Origin of the sequence: Streptomyces sp. NPDC091292, assembly GCF_044757265.1 — a bacterium.
In the GTDB taxonomy this organism is placed as follows: Bacteria; Actinomycetota; Actinomycetes; order Streptomycetales; family Streptomycetaceae; genus Streptomyces.
The window spans coordinates 309,045-328,204 of sequence record NZ_JBIVUQ010000006.1 but is presented as its reverse complement, the minus strand read 5'-3'; the positions used below and the strand labels follow the sequence as shown (position 1 = coordinate 328,204).

The following is a 19,160-nucleotide window of genomic DNA, read 5'->3' as shown; positions in this document are numbered from 1 at the left end:
TCGGCAGAGGTCCGTCACGGAAGGAGAGCCGCGCCCATGCGCAGCAACCGCACCATCCATGTCGTCGACTCGCACACCGAGGGCATGCCCACCCGCGTAGTCACCGGCGGAATCGGTACCGTACCCGGCGCCACCATGGCCGAACGACGGACGTACTTCCAGGAGCACCTCGACCACCTCCGGACCTTCCTGATGTACGAGCCGCGCGGCCACGCGGCGATGAGCGGCGCGATCCTCCAGCCGCCCACCCGGCCCGACGCCGACTGGGGCGTGCTGTTCATCGAGGTCTCCGGGCTGCTGCCGATGTGCGGCCACGGCACGATCGGCGTCGCCACCGTGCTGGTCGAGACCGGCATGGTGACCGTCACCGAACCGGTCACCCGGGTAAGCCTCGACACCCCCGCCGGACTCGTCGTCGTGGAGGTCGAGGTCCGCGACGGCGCCGCCCTCGCCGTCACCCTGCGCAATGTGCCCGCGTACTCCGTGGCGCTCGACCGCAAGGCCGAGGTCCCCGGCCTCGGCCCGATCACCTACGACCTCGCCTACGGAGGCAACTTCTACGCGATCCTCCCGCTCGACGCGGTCGGTCTGCCCTTCGCACGGGACCGGGGGGACGACATCCTGCGCGCCGGACTCGCCGTCATGGACGCCGTCAACGCCACCGACCGGCCCGTGCACCCCGAGGACCCGGCGATCAACGGCTGTCACCATGTGCAGTTCCTCGCGCCCGGCTCGGACGCGGTCCGCTCCCGGCACGCCATGGCCATCCACCCGGGCTGGTTCGACCGCTCCCCGTGCGGCACCGGCACCTCGGCCCGGATGGCGCAGCTGCACGCCAGGGGCGAACTCCCGCTGGACCGCGACTTCGTCAACGAGTCGTTCCTCGGCACGTCCTTCACCGGCCGGCTGACCGAGGAGACCCGGGTCGCGGGCCTGCCCGCCGTCGTACCGACCGTGCGGGGGCGGGCCTGGATCACCGGCAACGCGCAGTTCTTCCTCGACCCCTCCGACCCGTTCCCGGAAGGCTTCCTGCTGTGACCACCCGCGCGGCCGGCAGGGCCCGTTCGGCGTGTACGATCAGGGCCACGTGACATTGCACGTGGCATCGCACGCACGCTGACACCTCACCCCGCGCGGGAGCACGCAGCATGGCCGACCCCAAGGCGCGCCGACTCCTCTCGGCGCAGGAACATCTCCGTGACCGCGTCGCCAACGCCCTGCGTGCCGCGCTGATAGCGGGTGAGCTGCGGCCCGGCGTGATCTACTCCGCGCCCACCCTCGCCGCCGACTTCGGCGTCTCCGCGACCCCCGTCCGCGAGGCCATGCTCGACCTCGCCCGGGAGGGCCTGGTGGAAGCCGTACGCAACAAGGGCTTCCGGATCACCGAGATGACCGAGGCCGACCTCGACGAGTACACCGAGATCCGCGCCCTCACCGAGATCCCCACCATCGGCCGGGTGACCCGCACCGCGAGCCGCGAGCAGTTGGAGGCGCTGCGCCCGGCCGCCGAGGAGATCGTCACGGCCGCCCGCGACCACGACCTCATCGGCTACCTCGAAGCGGACCGCCGCTTCCATCTCGCCGTCCTCGCCCTCGCCGGCAACCGCCACCTCGTCACCGTCGTGGACGACCTCCGCAAGCGGTCCCGGCTCTACGGACTGACCGAGCTGGACCTCGACGGCCGCCTCGTCGACTCCGCGCGGGAGCACGTCGAACTGCTCGACGTGATGCTCACCGGCGACGCCGACGCCGCCATGGAGGTCATGCGCCGCCATCTGCACCACGTCCGCTCCCTCTGGGCGGCAGAACAGCACGGGGAGCCGCAGCAGGAGTCGGCGCTGCGCCTGGGCGGCAGCCGCTGACCGCAGTGCCGTCCCGGCCTCGCCGCCCGGCGAACCGCCCGGGAAACCGCCCGTACGGGTCACCACAATGCGCCGTCCCCCGCCGCCGCCCGGTGCAATGGACGGGTGACCGCGCCCCCGGACGACTGCCTCGCGCGCAATGACTGGATCTGCGGCGCGTATCTGACCACCCGCCGCCACATCCTGTGGGACGCCGTCGTCCAGCATCTCCAGCTCACGTTTCTCGCCGTACTGATCGCCCTCGTCCTCGCCGTACCGCTGGCCGTCGCCGCGCGCCGCTGGGGCTGGGCCGCCGGACCCGTCCTCGCGATCACGACGATCCTCTACACGATCCCGTCGCTCGCGATGTTCTCGCTGCTGCTGCCCGCGTACGGACTCTCCGCCTCGCTCGTCGTCGCGGGTCTCGTGCTGTACTCGCTGACCCTGCTGGTGCGGAACATCCTCGCCGGGCTCCGGGCCGTCCCCGAGGACACCCGGCAGGCCGCCCGGGGCATGGGGTACGGGCCCATCAGGATGCTGCTCACCGTGGAACTCCCCCTCGCCCTGCCCGCCGCCATGGCCGGACTGCGGATCGCCACCGTCTCCGCCGTGTCGCTGGTCACCGTCGGCGCGATCGTCGGCTTCGGCGGGCTCGGCAACCTCATCTACGCGGGCATGAACACCTACTTCAAGGCCCAGGTCCTCACCGCGTCCGTCCTGTGCGTGATCATCGCCGTGGTGGCCGACGTGCTGCTGCTCGGCGCCCAGCGGCTGCTCACGCCCTGGACGAGGGCGGCCCGCGCGTGACGACCCTGACCGACTCCTGGCACTGGCTCACCGACCCCGCGCACTGGGCCGGTGACAACGGCATCTGGCACCGGCTCCTCCAGCACCTCGTCCTCACCGTCGTCTGCCTGGTCATCAGCTGCCTCATCGCGCTGCCCGTCGCCCTGGTACTCGGCCATCTCGGCAAGGGCGGCGCGCTCGCCGTGAACATCTCCAACATCGGCCGGGCCGTCCCCACCTTCGCCGTCCTCGTCCTCCTGCTCCTCACCCCCCTCGGGCAGTTCGGCGAGGGACCCACCGTCGTCGCCCTGGTCCTGTTCGCCGTGCCCCCGCTGCTCACCAACGCCTATGTCGGCATGCGCGAGGTCGACCGCGACGTGGTCGGCGCCGCGCGCGGGATGGGGATGACCGGCGGACAGATGCTGTGGCGGGTCGAACTGCCCCTCGCGATGCCGCTCGTGCTCAACGGCGTCCGGATCGCCGCCGTACAACTCGTCGCGACCGCCACGATCGCCGCGCTCGCCGGTGGCGGCGGACTCGGCCGGATCATCACGGCCGGGTTCAATCTGGCCAGCACGCCGCAGGTGGTCGCGGGCGCCTTCCTCGTCGCCGTGTTCGCCCTGCTCGTGGAGGCCGTCTTCGAGATCACCGAGCGGGTAGTACCCGGCTGGGCGCGCGGCAGGAGGGCCGGATGAGGCGCCGGGCGGCGGGAGCGGTGGCCGCATTCCTCTGCCTCCTCACCGGCTGCGCCACCGGACCGTCCCTGGAGACACGCGGCAACGTCACCGCCCCGCCCGGCGACAGCAAGCACCTGACCATCGGGTCCGCCGGGTTCACCGAGAGCGATGTCCTCGCGCAGATGTACGCGCTGCTCCTCGGCAAGGCCGGTTACCACACCGACATCCTGACCGTGTCCAACCGGGAACTCTACGAACCCGCCCTGGAGTCCGGGCAGATCGATGTCGTCCCCGAGTACGCGGCCACCTTCGCGGACTGGCTCAACACCAAGACCAATGGCCCCGACGCGCCGCCCGTCGGCTCACCCGACCTCGACACCACCATGACCGCCCTGCGTAAACTCGCCACGCCCCGGGGCCTGACCGTCCTCGACCCGGGCCGTGCCGTCGATCAGAACGCCTTCGCCGTGGCCGCGTCCTACGCCGAGCAGCACCACCTCAAGACCCTCAGCGACCTCGGGAAGTCCGGCCTCAAGGTACGGCTCGCGGCGGGCGACGAATGCGTACAGCGGCCGTACTGCGAGCCGGGCCTGAAGAAGGTGTACGGGATCGACATCACCGGGATCGACCCGAAGGGCGTCGGCACCACCCAGGCCAAGCAGGCCGTGCAGCGCGGCCAGGACCAGATGGTGCTCACCACGACCACCGACGCCACGCTCTCCCAATTCGACCTGGTCCTGCTCGCCGACGACAAACACCTTCAGAACGCGGACTACATCGTCCCCGTCGTCAACCGCTCCCGCGCGGGCAGCGAACGGGTCACCAGCACCCTCGACGCCCTCAACAAGGTCCTCACCACCGAAGACCTGGCATCCCTCAACGAACAGGTCGACAGTTGGCGCCGCCTGCCGGAGGACGTGGCGCGCACCTATTTGAAGGAGAAGGGCTTGCTCTGAGTCACCCGATGCCTGAGACGCCCCTGAAGGGGCGCGGGCCTGTGACATTGTCCGGCTCCGCCGCGCGGGCGCGCCCAGCCACAGCGGCCCCGCAGTTGAAGACCCGCTCAACCAGCGGAGCGCTTACGCGTCTGATACCGAGTCGAAGCGGACCTCGTCCCGGGACACCCCTTGCGCGTCCGCGTCCACCGACCTCCGCAGCGCCTCATGCAGCTTCGCCGGGGTCAGTACGCCGAGGAAGCGGGCGCCGTCGATCACGGCGACCCATCCGGCGTCGTGCTGGAGCATCACGCCGAACGCCTGCTTGAGGGGCGCCCCCACCGGAACCCACGCCTTCATCCGGTGCGCCAGCTCACCCACCGTGCCGCCGGGCCCCGCGAGGGTCACCTCGTCGATGCCGACCCAGCCGTGCAGATCGCCGTCCTCGTCGAGGACCACTGCCCAGCGCGCGTGCTCGGCGCGGAGCTGCGCGGTGGCGTCGGCGGCGGACATGCCGGCCCGGACGACGGACGGCTGCTCCAGGTCGTCCGGCTCGATCGTGGTCACCGACAGCCGCTTCAGACCCCGGTCGGCGCCCACGAACTCGGCGACGTACGGGGTCGCCGGATTCCCGAGGACGGCGCCGGGTGTGTCGTACTGCTCGATACGGCCCTGCCCGTACACGGCGATGCGGTCGCCGAGCCGGACGGCCTCCTCGATGTCGTGCGTGACCAGCAGCACGGTCTTGCGCACCGCGGCCTGCATCCGCAGGAACTCGTCCTGCAACTGCTCCCGCACCACGGGGTCGACCGCGCCGAACGGCTCGTCCATCAGCAGCACCGGCGGATCGGCGGCGAGCGCCCGCGCCACCCCGACGCGCTGCCGCTGACCGCCGGAGAGCTGGTCGGGGTAGCGGGAGCCGAACGTCTTCGGATCGAGGCCGACCAGGTCGAGGAGTTCGGCGGCCCGAGCCCTGGCCTTCGCCTTCTTCCAGCCGACGAGCGAGGGCACCGTCGCGGTGTTGTCGAGGACGGTCCGGTGCGGGAAGAGGCCCACCTGCTGGATGACGTAGCCGATCCGGCGGCGCAGCCGGACCGGGTCGACCGTGGCGATGTCCTCGCCGTTCAGGAAGATGCGGCCCCCGGTCGGCTCGATCAGGCGGTTCACCATCATCATGGTGGTCGTCTTGCCGCAGCCGGAGGGTCCGACCAGCGTGACCAGTTCGCCCGCGCCGACCTCGAAGGAGAGGTCGTCCACGGCGGTCGTGCCGTCCGGGTAGCGCTTGCTCACCTGCTCGAACCGGATCATGACCTCACGCTAACCGGGTCCGTCAGCCGCCGCTCACCAGCACCACCTCCAGCGTGCGCGGACCATGCACCCCCTCGACCCGGTCGAGTTCGATGTCGCTGGTCGCCGAAGGGCCCGAGATCCAGGTGAGCGGCCGGACCGGGTCGATCCGCTCCAGCGCCGCCGGCACCGACGCGACGACCTGGTCCGGGACCCGTACGACACAGATGTGGTGGTCGGGGACCAGGGTGATCCGGCGGCGGCCCTGCTCGGGGCCGCCGTCCAGGACGATCGTGCCGGTCTCGGCGATCGCGAGGGCACAGCCCGTGACCACGCTCCCGACCTCGTCCAGCATCCGCGCCGTGCTGACCGCCCGGTCGTGCACCAGGGTCGGATCGGCCGCCGACATCCACCCCGGCGGCAGTCCCGGCGGCACCAGGACGGACGCCGAACCGCGCGCGGCCAGCAGCCGCATGATCAGCATCGGCAGCTCCCCGGCGTCCGTGCGGTGCACGATCGCCCGGTAGTCCGCCAGGTTCTCGGCGAGCAGATCGACGGTCTCGGCGGTCGTCCGCTGCCCGTGCTCCCGCAGATAGCTCCGGTCGACGGCCTCCTCGTACGGGGTGTCGTCGGGCGGCGCGTCCGCGAGTGCGCGGCGTACCCGGCCGAGGATCAGGTCCCTGCTGCTCATCGTGCGTCCTTTCCGCCGTTGGTCCGCCGCCACCAGTCGCGGAACGGCTCGGGCGGCACCTTCGGCAGATCGCGGGTCGCGCTCCACGCCTTGCCGGGACCGGGCAGCCGGCGCGGGTGGAAGTGGCGGGTCCGGGATGCCAGGCGCTGGCCGGCCCGCAGAGCGCCCGGGTGGTCGAACGCCCAGCCCGCGGCGCGCATCGCGGCGCGCTCCGCCGCGTGCCCCTTCGCGGGCTTCAGCGTGACCCGCGCGCCGTCCCGGGTCACGGGACCGCCCTCGACGACCCGCTCCCGCAGCCGTACCAGCACCTCAGGGATGTCGATGGCGACCGGGCACACCTCGTAGCAGGCGCCGCACAGCGAGGACGCGTACGGCAGCGACGCGTCGATCTCGCTCGCCGTGCCCCTCAGCTGCGGGCTGAGGATCGCCCCGATCGGCCCGGGGTACACCGAGCCGTACGCGTGGCCGCCCGCCCGCTCGTACACCGGACACACATTGAGACACGCCGAGCAGCGGATGCAGCGCAGCGCCTGGCGGCCGACCTCGTCGGCGAGGGTGTCGGTGCGGCCGTTGTCGAGGAGCACGAGATGGAACACGCGCGGCCCGTCGGCCGTGTCGGCGTCCGTGGTGCCGGTCCACATCGACGTGTACGGGTTCATCCGCTCGGCCGTCGAGGAGCGGGGGAGGGTCTGGAGGAAGACCTCCAGGTCACGCCAGGTCGGCACGATCTTCTCGATCCCGACGACCGAGATCAGTGTCTCGGGGAGGGTCAGGCACATCCGGCCGTTGCCCTCGGACTCCACCACGACGAGGGTGCCCGTCTCGGCGACCATGAAGTTGGCGCCGGAGATCCCGACCTTCGCGCGCAGGAACTTCTCCCGCAGATGCAGCCGCGCGGCCTCCGCCAGCTCGGCCGGCGTGTCCGTGAGACCGTCGGGCGCCGGGCGGCCCCACGCGCCCATCTCGCGCGTGAAGATGTCCCGGATCTCGCCGCGGTTGCGGTGGATCGCGGGGACCAGGATGTGCGAAGGGCGGTCCTTGCCGAGCTGCACGATCAGCTCCGCGAGGTCCGTCTCGTAGGCGTGGACGCCCTCGGCCTCCAGGGCTTCGTTGAGGCCGATCTCCTGCGTGGCCATCGACTTGACCTTCACGACCTCGCTCTCGCCGGTCTCCTTGACCAGCCGCGTGACGATCCGGTTCGCCTCGTCCGCGTCGGCCGCCCAGTGCACGGTGCCGCCCGCCCGGACCACCGCCTCCTCCAACTGGACGAGATACCGGTCGAGATGGCGCAGCGTGTGGTCCTTGATCTGCTTGCCCGCCTCGCGCAGCCGGTCCCAGTCGTCGAGTTCGGCGACCGCGCGGGCCCGCTTGTCCCGGATGGTGTGGGTGGCGTGCCGCAGATTGCCGCGCAGCGTCTCGTCGCGTACGGCGTCGTGCGCGGCCACCGGGAACGCCGGCATGCCGACGAAGGTCCCGCTCATGTCAGGGGCTCCTCTTCCGTGCTCGCCAGGATCTCCGCGAGGTGGACGGGGCGCTGGGCCGTGCGCAACCGGGTCATCGTGCCGCCGATGTGCATGAGGCACGAGTTGTCCGCCGCGCACAGCACATCGGCGCCCGTCGACACGGCGTTGCGCACCTTGTCGGCGCCCATCGCGGCCGAGACATCGGAGTTCTTCACGGCGAACGTGCCGCCGAAGCCGCAGCATTCGTCGGCCCCGGGAAGCTCCACAAGGTCCAGCCCCTTCACCGCCCGCAGCAGCCGTGTCGGCCGGTCCCCGAGGCCGAGCGACCGCAGCCCGTGACACGTCGGGTGGTACGTCACCGTGTGCGGGTAGTACGCGCCCACGTCCGTCACCCCCAACACGTCCACCAGGAACTCCGTCAGCTCGTACGTCTTCGGCACCACCGGGGCCAGCGCCGTCGCCAGCGCACCGCCCCGGCCCTCCGCGCGGGCCCGCTCGCCCAGCCTCGGATACAGCTCCCGCACCATCGCCCCGCACGAACCCGACGGCGTCACGATCGCGTCGTACCCACCGAAGACATCGGAGAAATGACGGGCCATGGGCTCGGCCTGATGCCGATATCCAGTGTTGTAGTGGGCCTGTCCGCAGCAGGTCTGCGCGCTCGGGAACTCGACCTCGACCCCCAGCCTGGCCAGCAGTTTCACCACGGCACGGCCCGTATCGGGATAGAGCGTGTCGTTGACACAGGTCAGGAACAGGGCGACACGCATCGCTGGTTCCTCCTCATCGATCATCGGATGGATGCAGGGTAGCCGTGCGGCTGGCTGACCGGGAGATCCGGGGTGCCGACTCTCTTGGTGCGGGGTGTTCCCACCCACCCGCCCTTGTTGTGGGTGGCGGTACGTCGCCGGCTGATTGTTTCCGGGGGTCGCCCTCCAGTCAGGTGATACGGGATTCCGCTTCGCGCCAGTCCGCCGTGTCGCCCCTCGGCTCATGGCGCCGTACCTCCTGGGTGCGGGCGACCAGCTCCCGCAGGGCCGAGCGGTCCGGGGCCAGGGTGCCGTGGGCCCGCGCCTGGACGAGGACATTGCCGAGCGCCGCCGCCTCGGCCGGACCCGCCACCACCGGCAACCCGCAGGCGTCGGCGGTGAGTTGGCAGAGCAGGGCGTTGCGGGCGCCGCCGCCGACGATGTGCACCACGTCGACCGGGTGGCCCGCGAGCGTCTGGGCCTCCTCGATCGCGCGGCGGTGGGCGAGGGCGAGCGAGTCGAGGATGCAGCGGGTCGTCGCGGCCGGGCCGTCCGGCACCGGCTGCCCCGACGCGCGGCACGCCTCCGCGATCCGTTCCGGCATCCGGCCGGGCGCCAGGAACGCCGGATCCCCGGCGTCCACGACGGACCGCAGCGCCGGCAGGTCCGCCGCGTCCCGCAGCAGGGGCGCCAACTCCGGCTCGCCCCACTCCCGCAGACACTCCTGGAGCAGCCACAGGCCCATGATGTTGCGCAGATAGCGGACCGTGCCGTCGATCCCCAGCTCATTGGTGAAGTTGGCCGCCCGGCTCGCCTCCGTCAGTACGGGGGCGTCCAGCTCCAGGCCCGCCAGGGACCAGGTGCCGGTGCAGATGTACGCGAAGCGCTCACCGGCGGCGGCCGGGACGGCGGCGACGGCGGACGCCGTGTCGTGCGAGGCGACCGTCGTCACCGCGACGGGCCCGTCGAGACCGGTCTCGGCCAGGACGCGCGGCAGCAGCAGCCCGGCCGGTTCGCCCGGTTGCCGCAGCGGCGGGAACAGGCCGAGGTCGACGCCGGTCCGGGACGCGACGCCGTGCGCCCAGTCGCGGGTGCGAGGGTCGATGAGCTGGGTCGTCGACGCGTTGGTCAGCTCGGTGCCCTCCTCACCCGTCAGCCAGTACGTGATCAGGTCGGGGATCAGCAACAGGCGCTCGGCGGCGGCCAGCTGACGGGTCCCGCGCGCCGCCGCCAGCTGATAAAGGGTGTTGAAGGGCACGTACTGGATGCCTGTCGCGGCATACAGCTCGGCCGCCGGGACCGTCGCCCACACCTGCTCGGCGACGCCCTCGGTGCGGGCGTCGCGGTAGTGCACCGGATTGCCGAGGAGCGCGCCGTCCGCGTCGAGGAGGCCGTAGTCGACGGCCCAGCTGTCGACGCCGACCGAGTCGACCCGGCCCGCCGCGCGCAGCCCGTCGACGACACCCGCGTACAGGCCGAGAACGTCCCACCGCAGCCCCTCCGCGACCCGCACGGGCCGGTTGCGGAAGCGGTGGGCCTCGGTGAGCCGCAGTGTGCCGGGCGCCACCCGGCCGACGATCACCCGGCCGCTGGACGCGCCGAGGTCGACGGCGGCGAAGGCGCCGCCCGGCCGAGCCGTCATCGCAGGAACGCGGCGGCCACACCCGCGTCGACCGGGACATGCAGACCGGTCGTGTGCGACAGGTCGCCCCCGGTCAGCGCGAAGACCGCGTTCGCCACGTGCTCCGGCAGCACCTCGCGCCCCAGCAGGGTGCGCCGGGCGTAGAACTCGCCGAGCTTGTCCTCGGCCACGCCGTACACGGCCGCCCGCTGCGCGCCCCAGCCGCCGGCGAAGATGCCGGAGCCGCGCACCACACCGTCCGGGTTCACCCCGTTGACCCGGATGCCATGCGCACCCAACTCGGCCGCGAGCAGCCGTACTTGATGGGCCTGGTCGGCCTTGGTCGCCGAGTAGGCGATGTTGTTGGGCCCGGCGAACACGGCGTTCTTCGACGCGATGTACACGAGGTCGCCGCCCATGCCCTGACCGCACATGATCCGCGCGGCCTCCCGGGACACCAGGAACGAGCCGCGCGCCATGATGTCGTGCTGGACGTCCCAGTCCCGGGCGGTCGTCTCCAGGAGGGGCTTGGAGATGGAGATTCCGGCGTTGTTCACGACCAGGTCGACCCCGCCGAAGGCGAGCAGCGCGGTACGGAACGCCGCCGCGATCTCGTCCTCGCTCGTCACGTCGACCGTGACGGCCACCGCCTTGTCCGGGCCGCCCAACTCCTTCGCGACGGTCTCGGCGTTCGCCGTGTCCCGGTCGGCGACGACGACGCACGCGCCCTCCGCGACCAGGCGGTGCGCGATGGCCCGCCCGATCCCGGAGCCCGCCCCGGTCACCAGCGCGACCCGGGTGGCCAGCGGACGCGGCGCCGGCATCCGCCGCAGCTTGGCCTCCTCCAGCGCCCAGTACTCGATACGGAACTTCTCCGACTCCTCGATCGGCGCGTACGAGGACACGGCCTCGGCGCCGCGCATCACGTTGATCGCGTTGACGTAGAACTCGCCGGCGACCCGCGCGGTCTGCTTGTCCTTGCCGAAGCTGAACATGCCGACGCCCGGCACCAGGACGATCGCCGGGTCGGCGCCGCGCATCGCGGGCGAGTCCGCGTCGGCGTGCCGCCCGTAGTAGGCGGCGTACTCCGTCCGGTACTCCTCGTGCAGCTCCCGCAGCCGTGCGACCGCTTCGTCCAGGGGTGCCGTCGGCGGCAGGTCGAGGACCAGCGGCCTGACCTTGGTGCGCAGGAAGTGGTCGGGGCAGGAGGTGCCGAGGGCCGCGAGGCGCGGGTGCTCGGCGCGCGCGACGAAGTCGAGGACCACGTCGGAGTCCGTGAAGTGGCCGACCTGCGGCCTGTCCTGCGAGGCGAGGCCCCGGATCACCGGCGCGAGAGCGGCGGCCCGCGCCCGGCGCTCGTCCCCGGGCAGCGCCTCGTACCCGGCGACGACCGGCCCGAACGGCTCCGGCCGCCCCCGCTCGGCGAGGAAGGATTCGGCGGTGCGGATGATGTGCAGGGCGTTGCGCTCGCACTCCTCGGAGGTGGCGCCCCACGCGGTGATGCCATGGCCGCCGAGTACGCACCCGATCGCCTCGGGGTGCGCCTCCTTCACCGCCGCGATGTCCAGGCCGAGCTGGAAGCCGGGGCGGCGCCAGGGCACCCACACCACGCTGTCGCCGAAGCACTCGGCGGTCAGCCGCTCACCGTCGGCCGCGCAGGCCAGCGCGATACCGGAGTCGGGGTGCAGATGGTCGACGTGCGGGGCGTCCACCAGGCCGTGCATCGCCGTGTCGATGGAGGGCGCGGCGCCGCCCTTGCCGTGCAGGCAGTAGTCGAAGGCCGCGACCATCTCGTCCTCGCGCGCGACGCCCGGGTACACGTCCTTCAGTGCGCGCAGCCGGTCGAGGCGCAGGACGGCGAGGCCCGCCTCGGTGAGCGTGCCGAGGTCGCCGCCGGAGCCCTTGACCCACATCAGGTCGATGTCGGCACCGGTGACCGGGTCGACCTCCGAGCCTTTCGCGGAGGCGTTGCCGCCCGCGTAGTTGGTGTTACGGGGGTCCGCCCCCAGCCGGTGCGAGCGGCCCAACAGCTCACCGACCACCACATTCTGACGCTGCGTCATACCTGTCATGTCACCCGTCACACTCGTCCCGTTCCCCGCCGCTCCGCTCCCCGTCGTCCCGCTCACGCGCCCCACCCGGCCTGCTCGCCGCCGACCCGCTCGGCCACGATCCGCTCCTGCCAGCCGGACGCCCGGTAGGCGGCCATCGGGTCGGGGGCGAGCCCGGACTCCTCGCGCAGTTCGGCGAGGAGTGGCCGGACGTCGGTGTTGTAGGCGTCCATCAGCACCGCGTTCGCGGCCAGGACGTCACCCGCCGACTGTGCGTCGCGCAGCGCGTCCGCGTCCACGAGGAGCGCCTTCGCGGTCGCCTCCTGGACGTTCATCACCGAGCGGATGATCGCCGGGATCTTCGCCTCGATGTTGTGGCACTGGTCGAGCATGAACGCCGTGTCGTCGGTGAACCCGCCGCCGCGCACCACCTCGTACATGATCCGGAACAGCTGGAAGGGGTCGGCGGCGCCGACCATCAGATCGTCGTCCGCGTAGAAGCGGGAGTTGAAGTCGAAGGCGCCGAGCCTCCCCTCGCGCAGCAGCGTGGCCACGATGAACTCGATGTTGGTGCCGGGCGCGTGGTGCCCGGTGTCCACGACGACCTGCGCCTTCGGGCCGAGCTTGAGGCAGTGCGCGTACGCCGTGCCCCAGTCGGGGACGTCGGTGGCGTAGAACGCGGGCTCGAAGAGCTTGTACTCCAGGAGCATCCGCTGCCCCTCGCCCAGCCGCTCGTAGACCGCGGCGAGCGCTTCGGCGAGCCGGTCCTGGCGGTCGCGGAGGTCGTCCTGCCCCGGGTAGTTGGTGCCGTCCGAGAACCACAGCTTGAGATCGCGGGAGCCCGTGGCGTCCATGATGTCGACGCACTCCAGGAGGTGCCCGAGCGCCTTGCGCCGGACCGCCGGGTCGGGGTTGGTGACCGAGCCCAGCTTGTAGTCGTCGTCCTGGAACACATTGGAGTTGATCGCGCCGAGCCGCAGGCCGCGCTCCGCCGCGTACGCGGCGAGCGCGCCGTAGCTGTCCGGGCTGTCCACCCGGTCCCACGGGATGTGCAGCGCCACGGTCGGCGCCACGCCGGTGAACTCGTGGACACGGGCCGCGTCGTCGAGCTTCTCGCGGGGGTTACGCGGAACCCCGGGCTGCGTGAACACCTTGAACCGGGTGCCGGAGTTCCCGTACGCCCAGGAGGGTGTCTCGATCCGCTGGGTCGCGAGCGCCGACTTCACGGCCGACAGGTCTGGCATGAGGCCACCTCTGAAAACGATTCAATCGAACAACCGGCACCCTTGCGCGACTCGGCCCCGACGTCAAGACCCCCACCTACACTTGGGCGCTTTAGGCAATTGGAAGGCCGGAACCTCTTGACGTGGTTCCGGCCCACGGTTAGCTTCCCGGCAACTCGATTGAAACATTTCATCTCTTCGTCAGCGGGAGCAGCCTCATGACCCAGTCGGAACCGGACACCGCTCCGGTCCTCGCGCTCCGGGGGGTGAGCAAATCCTTCGGCGCCGTGCGCGCGCTGCGGGACGTGTCCCTGCGGCTGTACGCGGGGGAGGCACACGCCCTCGCGGGCGAGAACGGCGCCGGCAAGTCGACACTCATCAAGACCCTGGCCGGCGTGCACCGCCCGGACACCGGTACCGTCCTGCTCGACGGCGAGCCCGCCGTCCTGCACGGACCCGCCGACGCCCGCGACGCCGGGATCGCCGTGATCTACCAGGAGCCGACGCTCTTCCCGGACCTGTCCGTCGCCGAGAACATCTTCATGGGCCGCCAGCCCCGCCGCTCCCTGCGCCGCGTCGACCACAAGGCCGTACGCGCCGCCGCCGCCGCTCTCTTCGCCCGGCTCGGCGTCGACCTGGACCCGGAGCAGCCCGCGCGCGGCCTGTCCATCGCCGACCAGCAGATCGTGGAGATCGCCAAGGCCCTCTCCTTCGACGCCCGCGTCCTGATCATGGACGAGCCGACCGCCGCCCTCACCGGCAGCGAGGTCGCCCGCCTCTTCGGCGTCGTACGGACCCTGCGCGCCCAGGGCGCCGCGGTGCTGTTCATCTCGCACCGCCTGGAGGAGATCTTCGAGCTGTGCCAGCGCGTCACCACCCTGCGCGACGGCGCCCTGATCGCCAGCGAACCCCTGGACGGCCTCACCGAGGACGATCTCGTACGCCGCATGGTCGGCCGCGACCTGGACGAGCTGTACCCCAAGCAGACCACCGACATCGGCGAGGTCGCCCTGAGCGTGCGGCGGCTGACCCGCGAGGGCGTCTTCACCGATGTGTCGTTCGAGGTGCGGCGCGGTGAGATCGTCGGGCTCGCCGGACTCGTCGGCGCGGGCCGCAGCGAGGTCGCACGGGCCGTCTTCGGCGTCGACCGCTGGGACGCCGGCACCGTCGAGGTCGACGGGCACGCCCTTGTCAACGGCGCGCCCAGCACCGCGATGGCCGCCGGGATCGCGCTCGTCCCCGAGGACCGGCGCGCCCAGGGCCTCGTGATGGACATGTCCATCGAGCGGAACATCGGGCTCACCGGGCTGCGCGACACCGTACGCGCGGGCCTGATGGACCGCCGCGCCGAACGCAGCCGCTCCCTGGACTGGGCGGTACGCCTCCAGGTCAAGTACGCGCGGATCGCGGACGCCGTCGGCACCCTGTCCGGCGGCAACCAGCAGAAGGTCGTCCTCGCCAAGTGGCTGGCCACCGGCCCCAAGGTCCTGATCGTGGACGAGCCCACGCGCGGCATCGACGTCGGCACCAAGGCCGAGGTGCACCGGCTCCTGTCGGGCCTCGCCGCCGACGGCGTCGCCGTCCTGATGATCTCCTCCGACCTGCCCGAGATCCTCGGCATGGCCGACCGCGTCCTCGTCATGCACGAGGGCCGCCTCACCGCCGAGATACCCCGCGCCGACGCCACCGAGGAGTCCGTCATGGCCGCCGCCACCGGACGCGACCACGGGAGGGCCGCGTGACCGTCACCGAACGCCCCGCAGCCCCCGCCGTCGACCCAGAGAAGGCCGCCGGAACCCGGCTCGTGGACCGGGTCTTCAAGATGCGGGAACTCGCCATCCTGCTGGTCTTCCTGGTCATGATCGGCGTCACCCAGGCCGGCAACAGCGAGTTCCTGTCCGAGCAGGGCATCAAGGACCTGCTCCTCAACGCCACCATCCTGGTCCTGGTCGCCACCGGACAGGCACTCGTGGTGATCACCAAGAACGTCGACCTGTCCGTCGGCTCCACCCTCGGCATCAGCGCCTTCGCCGCGGGCACCTACCTCCAGGGCGGCGGCAACGGCGTCGTCGCGCTCACCATCGCCGTCGCGCTCGGCATCGGCTGCGGCCTCCTCAACGGCGCCCTCGTCAGCCTCGGCCAGGTCCCCGCCCTCGTCGTCACCCTCGGCACCCTCTACATCATCCGGGGCATCGACTCGATCTGGGTCGGCTCCCGCCAGATCACCGCGTCCGACCTGCCCGGCGGCTTCGTCGACTTCGGCTCCGGCGGCATCTCCGCGGTGCCCTACCTCGCGCTCATCGCCGCGGCCGTCGTCGCCGCCACCGCGTACTACCTGCGGCAGTTCGGCGGCGGACGCGAGCTGTACGCGCTGGGCTCCAACCCCGAGGCCGCGCGCCTCGCCGGCATCCCCGTCCGCAAGCGCATCCTCGCCGCCTACACGGCCTGCGGCGCGCTCGCCGGACTCGCGGGCGCCCTCTACCTCGCCCGCTTCGGCAACGTCGACTCCTCGACCGGCACCGGCTACGAACTCACCGTCGTCAGCGCCGTCGTCGTGGGCGGTGTCGTCTTCACCGGCGGCTCGGGCAGCGTCTACGGAGCCGCGCTCGGCGCCCTCCTGCTGACCTCGATCAACAGCGTGCTGCCCGCGCTCGGCGTCAGCTCGGTGTGGGTCCTCGCCATCAACGGCGTGCTGCTCGTACTCGCCATCGCCGTCGACCGGATCGTCGCCCTGCGCGTCGCCAAGGCCCTGAAGAAGAGGAACGCCCGCCATGGCTGACACATCCGCGCCACTCGCCCGCCGTTCCCTTCCGCTGCGCTGGGACACGGCCGTCGGGGTCCTCCTGGTGGTGCTGCTCCTGATGTCGTTCTCCTTCGTGGACGGCTTCGGGAACGCCCTCAACCTGTCGTTCCTCATCGGCAACACCCTGCCGATCGCGCTGATCGCCCTGCCGATGACGCTGCTCGTGGTCTCCGGCGAGATCGACCTGTCCGTCGCCTCGACGGCCGGACTCTCCGGCGCCGTCATGGGCTCCCTGTGGAACGCGGGCCTGTCCATCGAGACGATCATCCCGATCTGTCTGTTGCTCGGTGTGGTCTGCGGCCTCGTCAACGGACTCCTCGTGACCCGCCTCGGCCTGCCCTCGCTGGCCGTCACGATCGGCACCATGGCCGCCTACCGGGGCATCGCACAGATCGTCCTCGGCTCCGACGCCGTCACCGACTTCCCCACCCAGTACCTGGACTTCGCGGCGGGCCGGATCGGGGACACCTTCCTCCCGTACGCCCTGCTGCCCTTCCTCGTCCTGCTCGCCATCGCCGTGGTCGTGCTCCACGCCACCCCGTTCGGGCGCTCCCTGTTCGCCATCGGCGCAGGCGAGGAGGCCGCCCGGTTCGCCGGGATCCGCGTCAAGCGGCACAAGCTGTGGCTGTTCGTCGCGACCGGGCTGATGGCCTCGCTCACCGGCGTCTTCTGGGCCCTGCACTACGCGTCGGCCCGCTACGACAACGCCACCGGCCTCGAACTGTCCGTCGTCGCGGCCGTCCTGCTCGGCGGCATCGACTTCGACGGCGGCAAAGGCACCCTCGGCGGCGCCATCGCCGGAGTGTTCCTCCTCGGCGCCCTCCAGAACGCGATGAGCCTGCTCAACGTCTCCGCCCAGTCGCAGATCGTCGTCACCGGCGTCCTGCTGGTCGTCTCGGTCCTCGGGCCGCGCGTCGCCCGGCAGATCGGCACGGCACGCGCCGGCCGCAGAGCCGGTGGCGGCCCGGCCGGTGGCGATCCGGTCGGCGGCGACGCGGCCGGTGGCGGACCCCGCAAGGGAGAGGGCCAGCAGGCCACCGCTCCCGTCCCCTGACCCCACAGCACCACCCGCCTTACCCGCAGTCCCAGCAGTCCAGCCGCCCCCCTGTCCCGCCCCACCCTCAACGCACAGTCCGAAAGGGACCGACGATGTTCTCTCCCGCTCTCCGCCGCTCCTGCGCGGCGCTCGCCGCGGTGACCTCCCTCGCCCTCGCCGCCACCGCCTGCGGCGGCACCACCAAGAACTCATCGAAGGGTGAGGAGACCGCCAAGACGTCCGACGCCAAGGCCGACCCGAACGCGGCCACCAAGAAGGGCCTCACGGTCGCCTTCCTGCCCAAGCAGGTCAACAACCCGTACTTCACGGTCGCCGACAAGGGCGGCGAGCAGGCGCTGAAGGAGCTGGGCTCCACCTACAAGGAGACCGGCCCCAACAGCGCCACGGACACCTCGGGCCAGGTCTCCTACGTCAACACGCTCACCCAGCAGCAGGTCGACGCGATGGCCGTGTCCGCGCAGGACCCCGGCGCCCTGTGCACCGCGCTCAAGCAGGCCATGAAGAACGGCATCAAGGTCGTCACCTACGACTCGGACACCAACCCCGAGTGCCGTGACGTGTTCATCTCCCAGGCCAGCGCGGAGGCCCTGGGCCGCACCCAGGTGGAACTCCTTGGTGAGCAGCTGGGCTACAAGGGCGAGATCGCGATCCTGTCCGCCGCGCAGACGGCGACGAACCAGAACACCTGGATCGACTTCATGAAGGACGAGCTGAAGAAGCCCAAGTACAAGGACATGAAGCTCGTCAAGACCGCCTACGGCAACGACGACGCGCAGCAGTCCTTCCAGCAGACCCAGGGCCTCCTCCAGGAGTTCCCGAAGCTGGCCGGGATCATCTCGCCCACCACCGTCGGCATCAAGGCGGCGGCCCAGTACCTGTCGGGCTCCAAGTACAAGGGCAAGGTCAAGCTCACCGGTCTCGGCACGCCCAACGACATGCGCCAGTACGTCAAGAACGGCACCGTCGAGGGCTTCGAGCTGTGGGACCCGGCGAAGCTCGGCGCCCTCGCCGCGCACGCCGCCGTCGCACTGAAGTCCGGGCAGATCACCGGCGCCAAGGGCGAGACCTTCAAGGCCGGCGACCTCGGCAGCTTCACCATCGGCGACAAGGGCGTCGTCGACCTGGGCGCGCCGACGGTGTTCACCAAGGACAACATCGACCAGTTCAAGTTCTGAGAGAACTCACGTTCCGAGAGTCACGTTCCGAAAGGCCGAGCCGTGCAGCGCGTCTGTTTCCTGCTGAAGGTCCGCGCCGACCGCGTCGACGAGTACCGGGAGCGCCACACCGAGGTGTGGCCCGCCATGCTCGACGCGCTCAGCGCGGCCGGATGGCGCAACTACTCGCTGTTCCTCCGGGACGACGGGCTGCTCGTCGGCTATCTGGAGACCGAGGACTTCGACCGTGCCCGCGCCGCCATGGACGCGACCGGCGTCAACGCCCGCTGGCAGCGTGAGATGGCCGGATTCTTCGAGGCGCTCGACGGCTCCGCACCGGATGCCGCCATGCGCCCGCTCGAAGAGGTGTTCCACCTCGGATGACATGCCGCCCCGGAGGCGCCCGGGGCGGCATACCCTGACACCTTCGGCCCGCAACGGGCCGCCCCCGCGGCAGGACGGAGCACGTGGCACACATGGTCGGCATCAAGGACGTGGCGAAGCACGCCGGAGTGTCCGTTGGCACCGTGTCGAACGTGATCAACCGGCCCGACATGGTCTCCGAGGAGACCCGGCGCCGGGTCCAGTCCGTCATAGAGCGGCTCGGATACGTACGCAGCGAGTCGGCGCGCCAACTGCGCGCCGGCCGCAGCCGGATCATGTCCCTCCTCGTCCTCGACATGGGCAACCCCTTCTTCGTGGACGTCGCGCGCGGCGGCCCCCCCCCCCCCCGCGCGCCGGGGGAGGGCCGCGATGGGTCGCACAACGACCACAAACCCCCCCCGGCCGCCCAGAAACATCCCCACATAGCCGCACACCCCC

Annotated in this window: 18 protein-coding genes; 11 read left to right on the top strand and 7 right to left on the bottom strand. The window is 71.4% G+C overall.

From position 1 onward, the window contains the following. Positions 1-36: 36 nt before the first annotated feature. From ACIQNU_RS19830 to ACIQNU_RS19810, 5 genes are all read left to right on the top strand, one after another. Positions 37-1,038, top strand: coding sequence for a proline racemase family protein (locus ACIQNU_RS19830; RefSeq protein WP_401367815.1), 1,002 nt, complete (start codon positions 37-39; stop codon positions 1,036-1,038). Between the two features lie 110 nt (positions 1,039-1,148). Next, entirely contained in the window at positions 1,149-1,862 is a 714-nt protein-coding gene (locus ACIQNU_RS19825) for a GntR family transcriptional regulator (protein ID WP_401367814.1), read from the top strand. A 105-nt stretch (positions 1,863-1,967) separates the two neighbouring features. Beyond that, complete coding sequence (locus tag ACIQNU_RS19820; RefSeq protein WP_401367812.1) at positions 1,968-2,648, top strand: ABC transporter permease; 681 nt, start codon at positions 1,968-1,970, stop codon at positions 2,646-2,648. Continuing rightward, positions 2,645-3,322, top strand: coding sequence for an ABC transporter permease (locus tag ACIQNU_RS19815; protein ID WP_401367809.1), 678 nt, complete (start codon positions 2,645-2,647; stop codon positions 3,320-3,322). The genes ACIQNU_RS19820 and ACIQNU_RS19815 overlap by 4 nt, the downstream gene beginning before the upstream one ends. After that, positions 3,319-4,260, top strand: a complete 942-nt coding sequence (locus tag ACIQNU_RS19810; protein ID WP_401367807.1) for an ABC transporter substrate-binding protein — start codon at positions 3,319-3,321, stop codon at positions 4,258-4,260. The genes ACIQNU_RS19815 and ACIQNU_RS19810 overlap by 4 nt, the downstream gene beginning before the upstream one ends. A gap of 123 nt (positions 4,261-4,383) precedes the next feature. On the opposite strand, the gene ACIQNU_RS19805 is transcribed toward ACIQNU_RS19810, so the two are convergent. From ACIQNU_RS19805 to rhaI, 7 genes are all read right to left on the bottom strand, one after another. Next, positions 4,384-5,547 carry an ABC transporter ATP-binding protein gene (locus ACIQNU_RS19805; RefSeq protein WP_401367806.1) on the bottom strand — a complete coding sequence of 388 codons (1,164 nt, stop codon included), beginning with the start codon at positions 5,545-5,547 and terminating at the stop codon, positions 4,384-4,386. A gap of 22 nt (positions 5,548-5,569) precedes the next feature. Beyond that, complete coding sequence (locus ACIQNU_RS19800; protein ID WP_401367800.1) at positions 5,570-6,217, bottom strand: lactate utilization protein C; 648 nt, start codon at positions 6,215-6,217, stop codon at positions 5,570-5,572. Then, complete coding sequence (locus ACIQNU_RS19795; protein WP_401367797.1) at positions 6,214-7,698, bottom strand: LutB/LldF family L-lactate oxidation iron-sulfur protein; 1,485 nt, start codon at positions 7,696-7,698, stop codon at positions 6,214-6,216. The genes ACIQNU_RS19800 and ACIQNU_RS19795 overlap by 4 nt, the downstream gene beginning before the upstream one ends. Continuing rightward, positions 7,695-8,450, bottom strand: a complete 756-nt coding sequence (locus ACIQNU_RS19790; RefSeq protein ID WP_401367794.1) for a (Fe-S)-binding protein — start codon at positions 8,448-8,450, stop codon at positions 7,695-7,697. Before ACIQNU_RS19790 ends, ACIQNU_RS19795 begins: the two co-directional genes overlap by 4 nt. Positions 8,451-8,619: 169 nt before the next feature. After that, positions 8,620-10,071: a rhamnulokinase family protein gene (locus tag ACIQNU_RS19785; RefSeq protein ID WP_401367792.1), complete on the bottom strand. Its 1,452-nt coding sequence runs from the start codon at positions 10,069-10,071 to the stop codon at positions 8,620-8,622. After that, on the bottom strand, positions 10,068-12,113 hold the full coding sequence (locus ACIQNU_RS19780; RefSeq protein ID WP_401367790.1) for a bifunctional aldolase/short-chain dehydrogenase: 2,046 nt from the start codon (positions 12,111-12,113) through the stop codon (positions 10,068-10,070). Before ACIQNU_RS19780 ends, ACIQNU_RS19785 begins: the two co-directional genes overlap by 4 nt. 62 nt (positions 12,114-12,175) lie before the next feature. Beyond that, entirely contained in the window at positions 12,176-13,345 is a 1,170-nt protein-coding gene (rhaI, locus tag ACIQNU_RS19775; RefSeq protein ID WP_401367788.1) for an L-rhamnose isomerase, read from the bottom strand. A 197-nt stretch (positions 13,346-13,542) separates the two neighbouring features. Here rhaI and ACIQNU_RS19770 point away from each other — a divergent pair, with 197 nt between their 5' ends. From ACIQNU_RS19770 to ACIQNU_RS19745, 6 genes are all read left to right on the top strand, one after another. Then, positions 13,543-15,066 (top strand): sugar ABC transporter ATP-binding protein, encoded by a 1,524-nt coding sequence (locus tag ACIQNU_RS19770; RefSeq protein WP_401367785.1) that lies wholly within the window; start codon positions 13,543-13,545, stop codon positions 15,064-15,066. Beyond that, positions 15,063-16,103: an ABC transporter permease gene (locus ACIQNU_RS19765; protein ID WP_401367783.1), complete on the top strand. Its 1,041-nt coding sequence runs from the start codon at positions 15,063-15,065 to the stop codon at positions 16,101-16,103. The genes ACIQNU_RS19770 and ACIQNU_RS19765 overlap by 4 nt, the downstream gene beginning before the upstream one ends. Next, positions 16,096-17,181 carry an ABC transporter permease gene (locus ACIQNU_RS19760; RefSeq protein ID WP_401367780.1) on the top strand — a complete coding sequence of 362 codons (1,086 nt, stop codon included), beginning with the start codon at positions 16,096-16,098 and terminating at the stop codon, positions 17,179-17,181. Before ACIQNU_RS19765 ends, ACIQNU_RS19760 begins: the two co-directional genes overlap by 8 nt. A 95-nt stretch (positions 17,182-17,276) precedes the next feature. Beyond that, on the top strand, positions 17,277-18,359 hold the full coding sequence (rhaS, locus tag ACIQNU_RS19755; protein WP_401367777.1) for a rhamnose ABC transporter substrate-binding protein: 1,083 nt from the start codon (positions 17,277-17,279) through the stop codon (positions 18,357-18,359). A gap of 42 nt (positions 18,360-18,401) precedes the next feature. Then, positions 18,402-18,722: an L-rhamnose mutarotase gene (locus tag ACIQNU_RS19750; protein ID WP_401367774.1), complete on the top strand. Its 321-nt coding sequence runs from the start codon at positions 18,402-18,404 to the stop codon at positions 18,720-18,722. An 83-nt stretch (positions 18,723-18,805) separates the two neighbouring features. Next, on the top strand, positions 18,806-19,160 hold a 355-nt coding region (locus tag ACIQNU_RS19745), incomplete at its 3' end, for a LacI family DNA-binding transcriptional regulator (RefSeq protein ID WP_401367771.1).

Bases quoted from the DNA above. Each gene is read 5' to 3' on its own strand.
- ACIQNU_RS19780 (WP_401367790.1), bottom strand. From the start codon at position 12,113: ATGACGCAGCGTCAGAATGTGGTGGTCGGTGAGCTGTTGGGCCGCTCG.
- ACIQNU_RS19825 (WP_401367814.1), top strand. From the start codon at position 1,149: ATGGCCGACCCCAAGGCGCGCCGACTCCTCTCGGCGCAGGAACATCTC.
- ACIQNU_RS19800 (WP_401367800.1), bottom strand. From the start codon at position 6,217: ATGAGCAGCAGGGACCTGATCCTCGGCCGGGTACGCCGCGCACTCGCG.
- ACIQNU_RS19770 (WP_401367785.1), top strand. From the start codon at position 13,543: ATGACCCAGTCGGAACCGGACACCGCTCCGGTCCTCGCGCTCCGGGGG.
- ACIQNU_RS19830 (WP_401367815.1), top strand. From the start codon at position 37: ATGCGCAGCAACCGCACCATCCATGTCGTCGACTCGCACACCGAGGGC.
- ACIQNU_RS19790 (WP_401367794.1), bottom strand. From the start codon at position 8,450: ATGCGTGTCGCCCTGTTCCTGACCTGTGTCAACGACACGCTCTATCCC.
- ACIQNU_RS19810 (WP_401367807.1), top strand. From the start codon at position 3,319: ATGAGGCGCCGGGCGGCGGGAGCGGTGGCCGCATTCCTCTGCCTCCTC.
- ACIQNU_RS19805 (WP_401367806.1), bottom strand. From the start codon at position 5,547: ATGATCCGGTTCGAGCAGGTGAGCAAGCGCTACCCGGACGGCACGACC.
- ACIQNU_RS19785 (WP_401367792.1), bottom strand. From the start codon at position 10,071: ATGACGGCTCGGCCGGGCGGCGCCTTCGCCGCCGTCGACCTCGGCGCG.
- ACIQNU_RS19795 (WP_401367797.1), bottom strand. From the start codon at position 7,698: ATGAGCGGGACCTTCGTCGGCATGCCGGCGTTCCCGGTGGCCGCGCAC.
- rhaI (WP_401367788.1), bottom strand. From the start codon at position 13,345: ATGCCAGACCTGTCGGCCGTGAAGTCGGCGCTCGCGACCCAGCGGATC.
- ACIQNU_RS19760 (WP_401367780.1), top strand. From the start codon at position 16,096: ATGGCTGACACATCCGCGCCACTCGCCCGCCGTTCCCTTCCGCTGCGC.
- rhaS (WP_401367777.1), top strand. From the start codon at position 17,277: ATGTTCTCTCCCGCTCTCCGCCGCTCCTGCGCGGCGCTCGCCGCGGTG.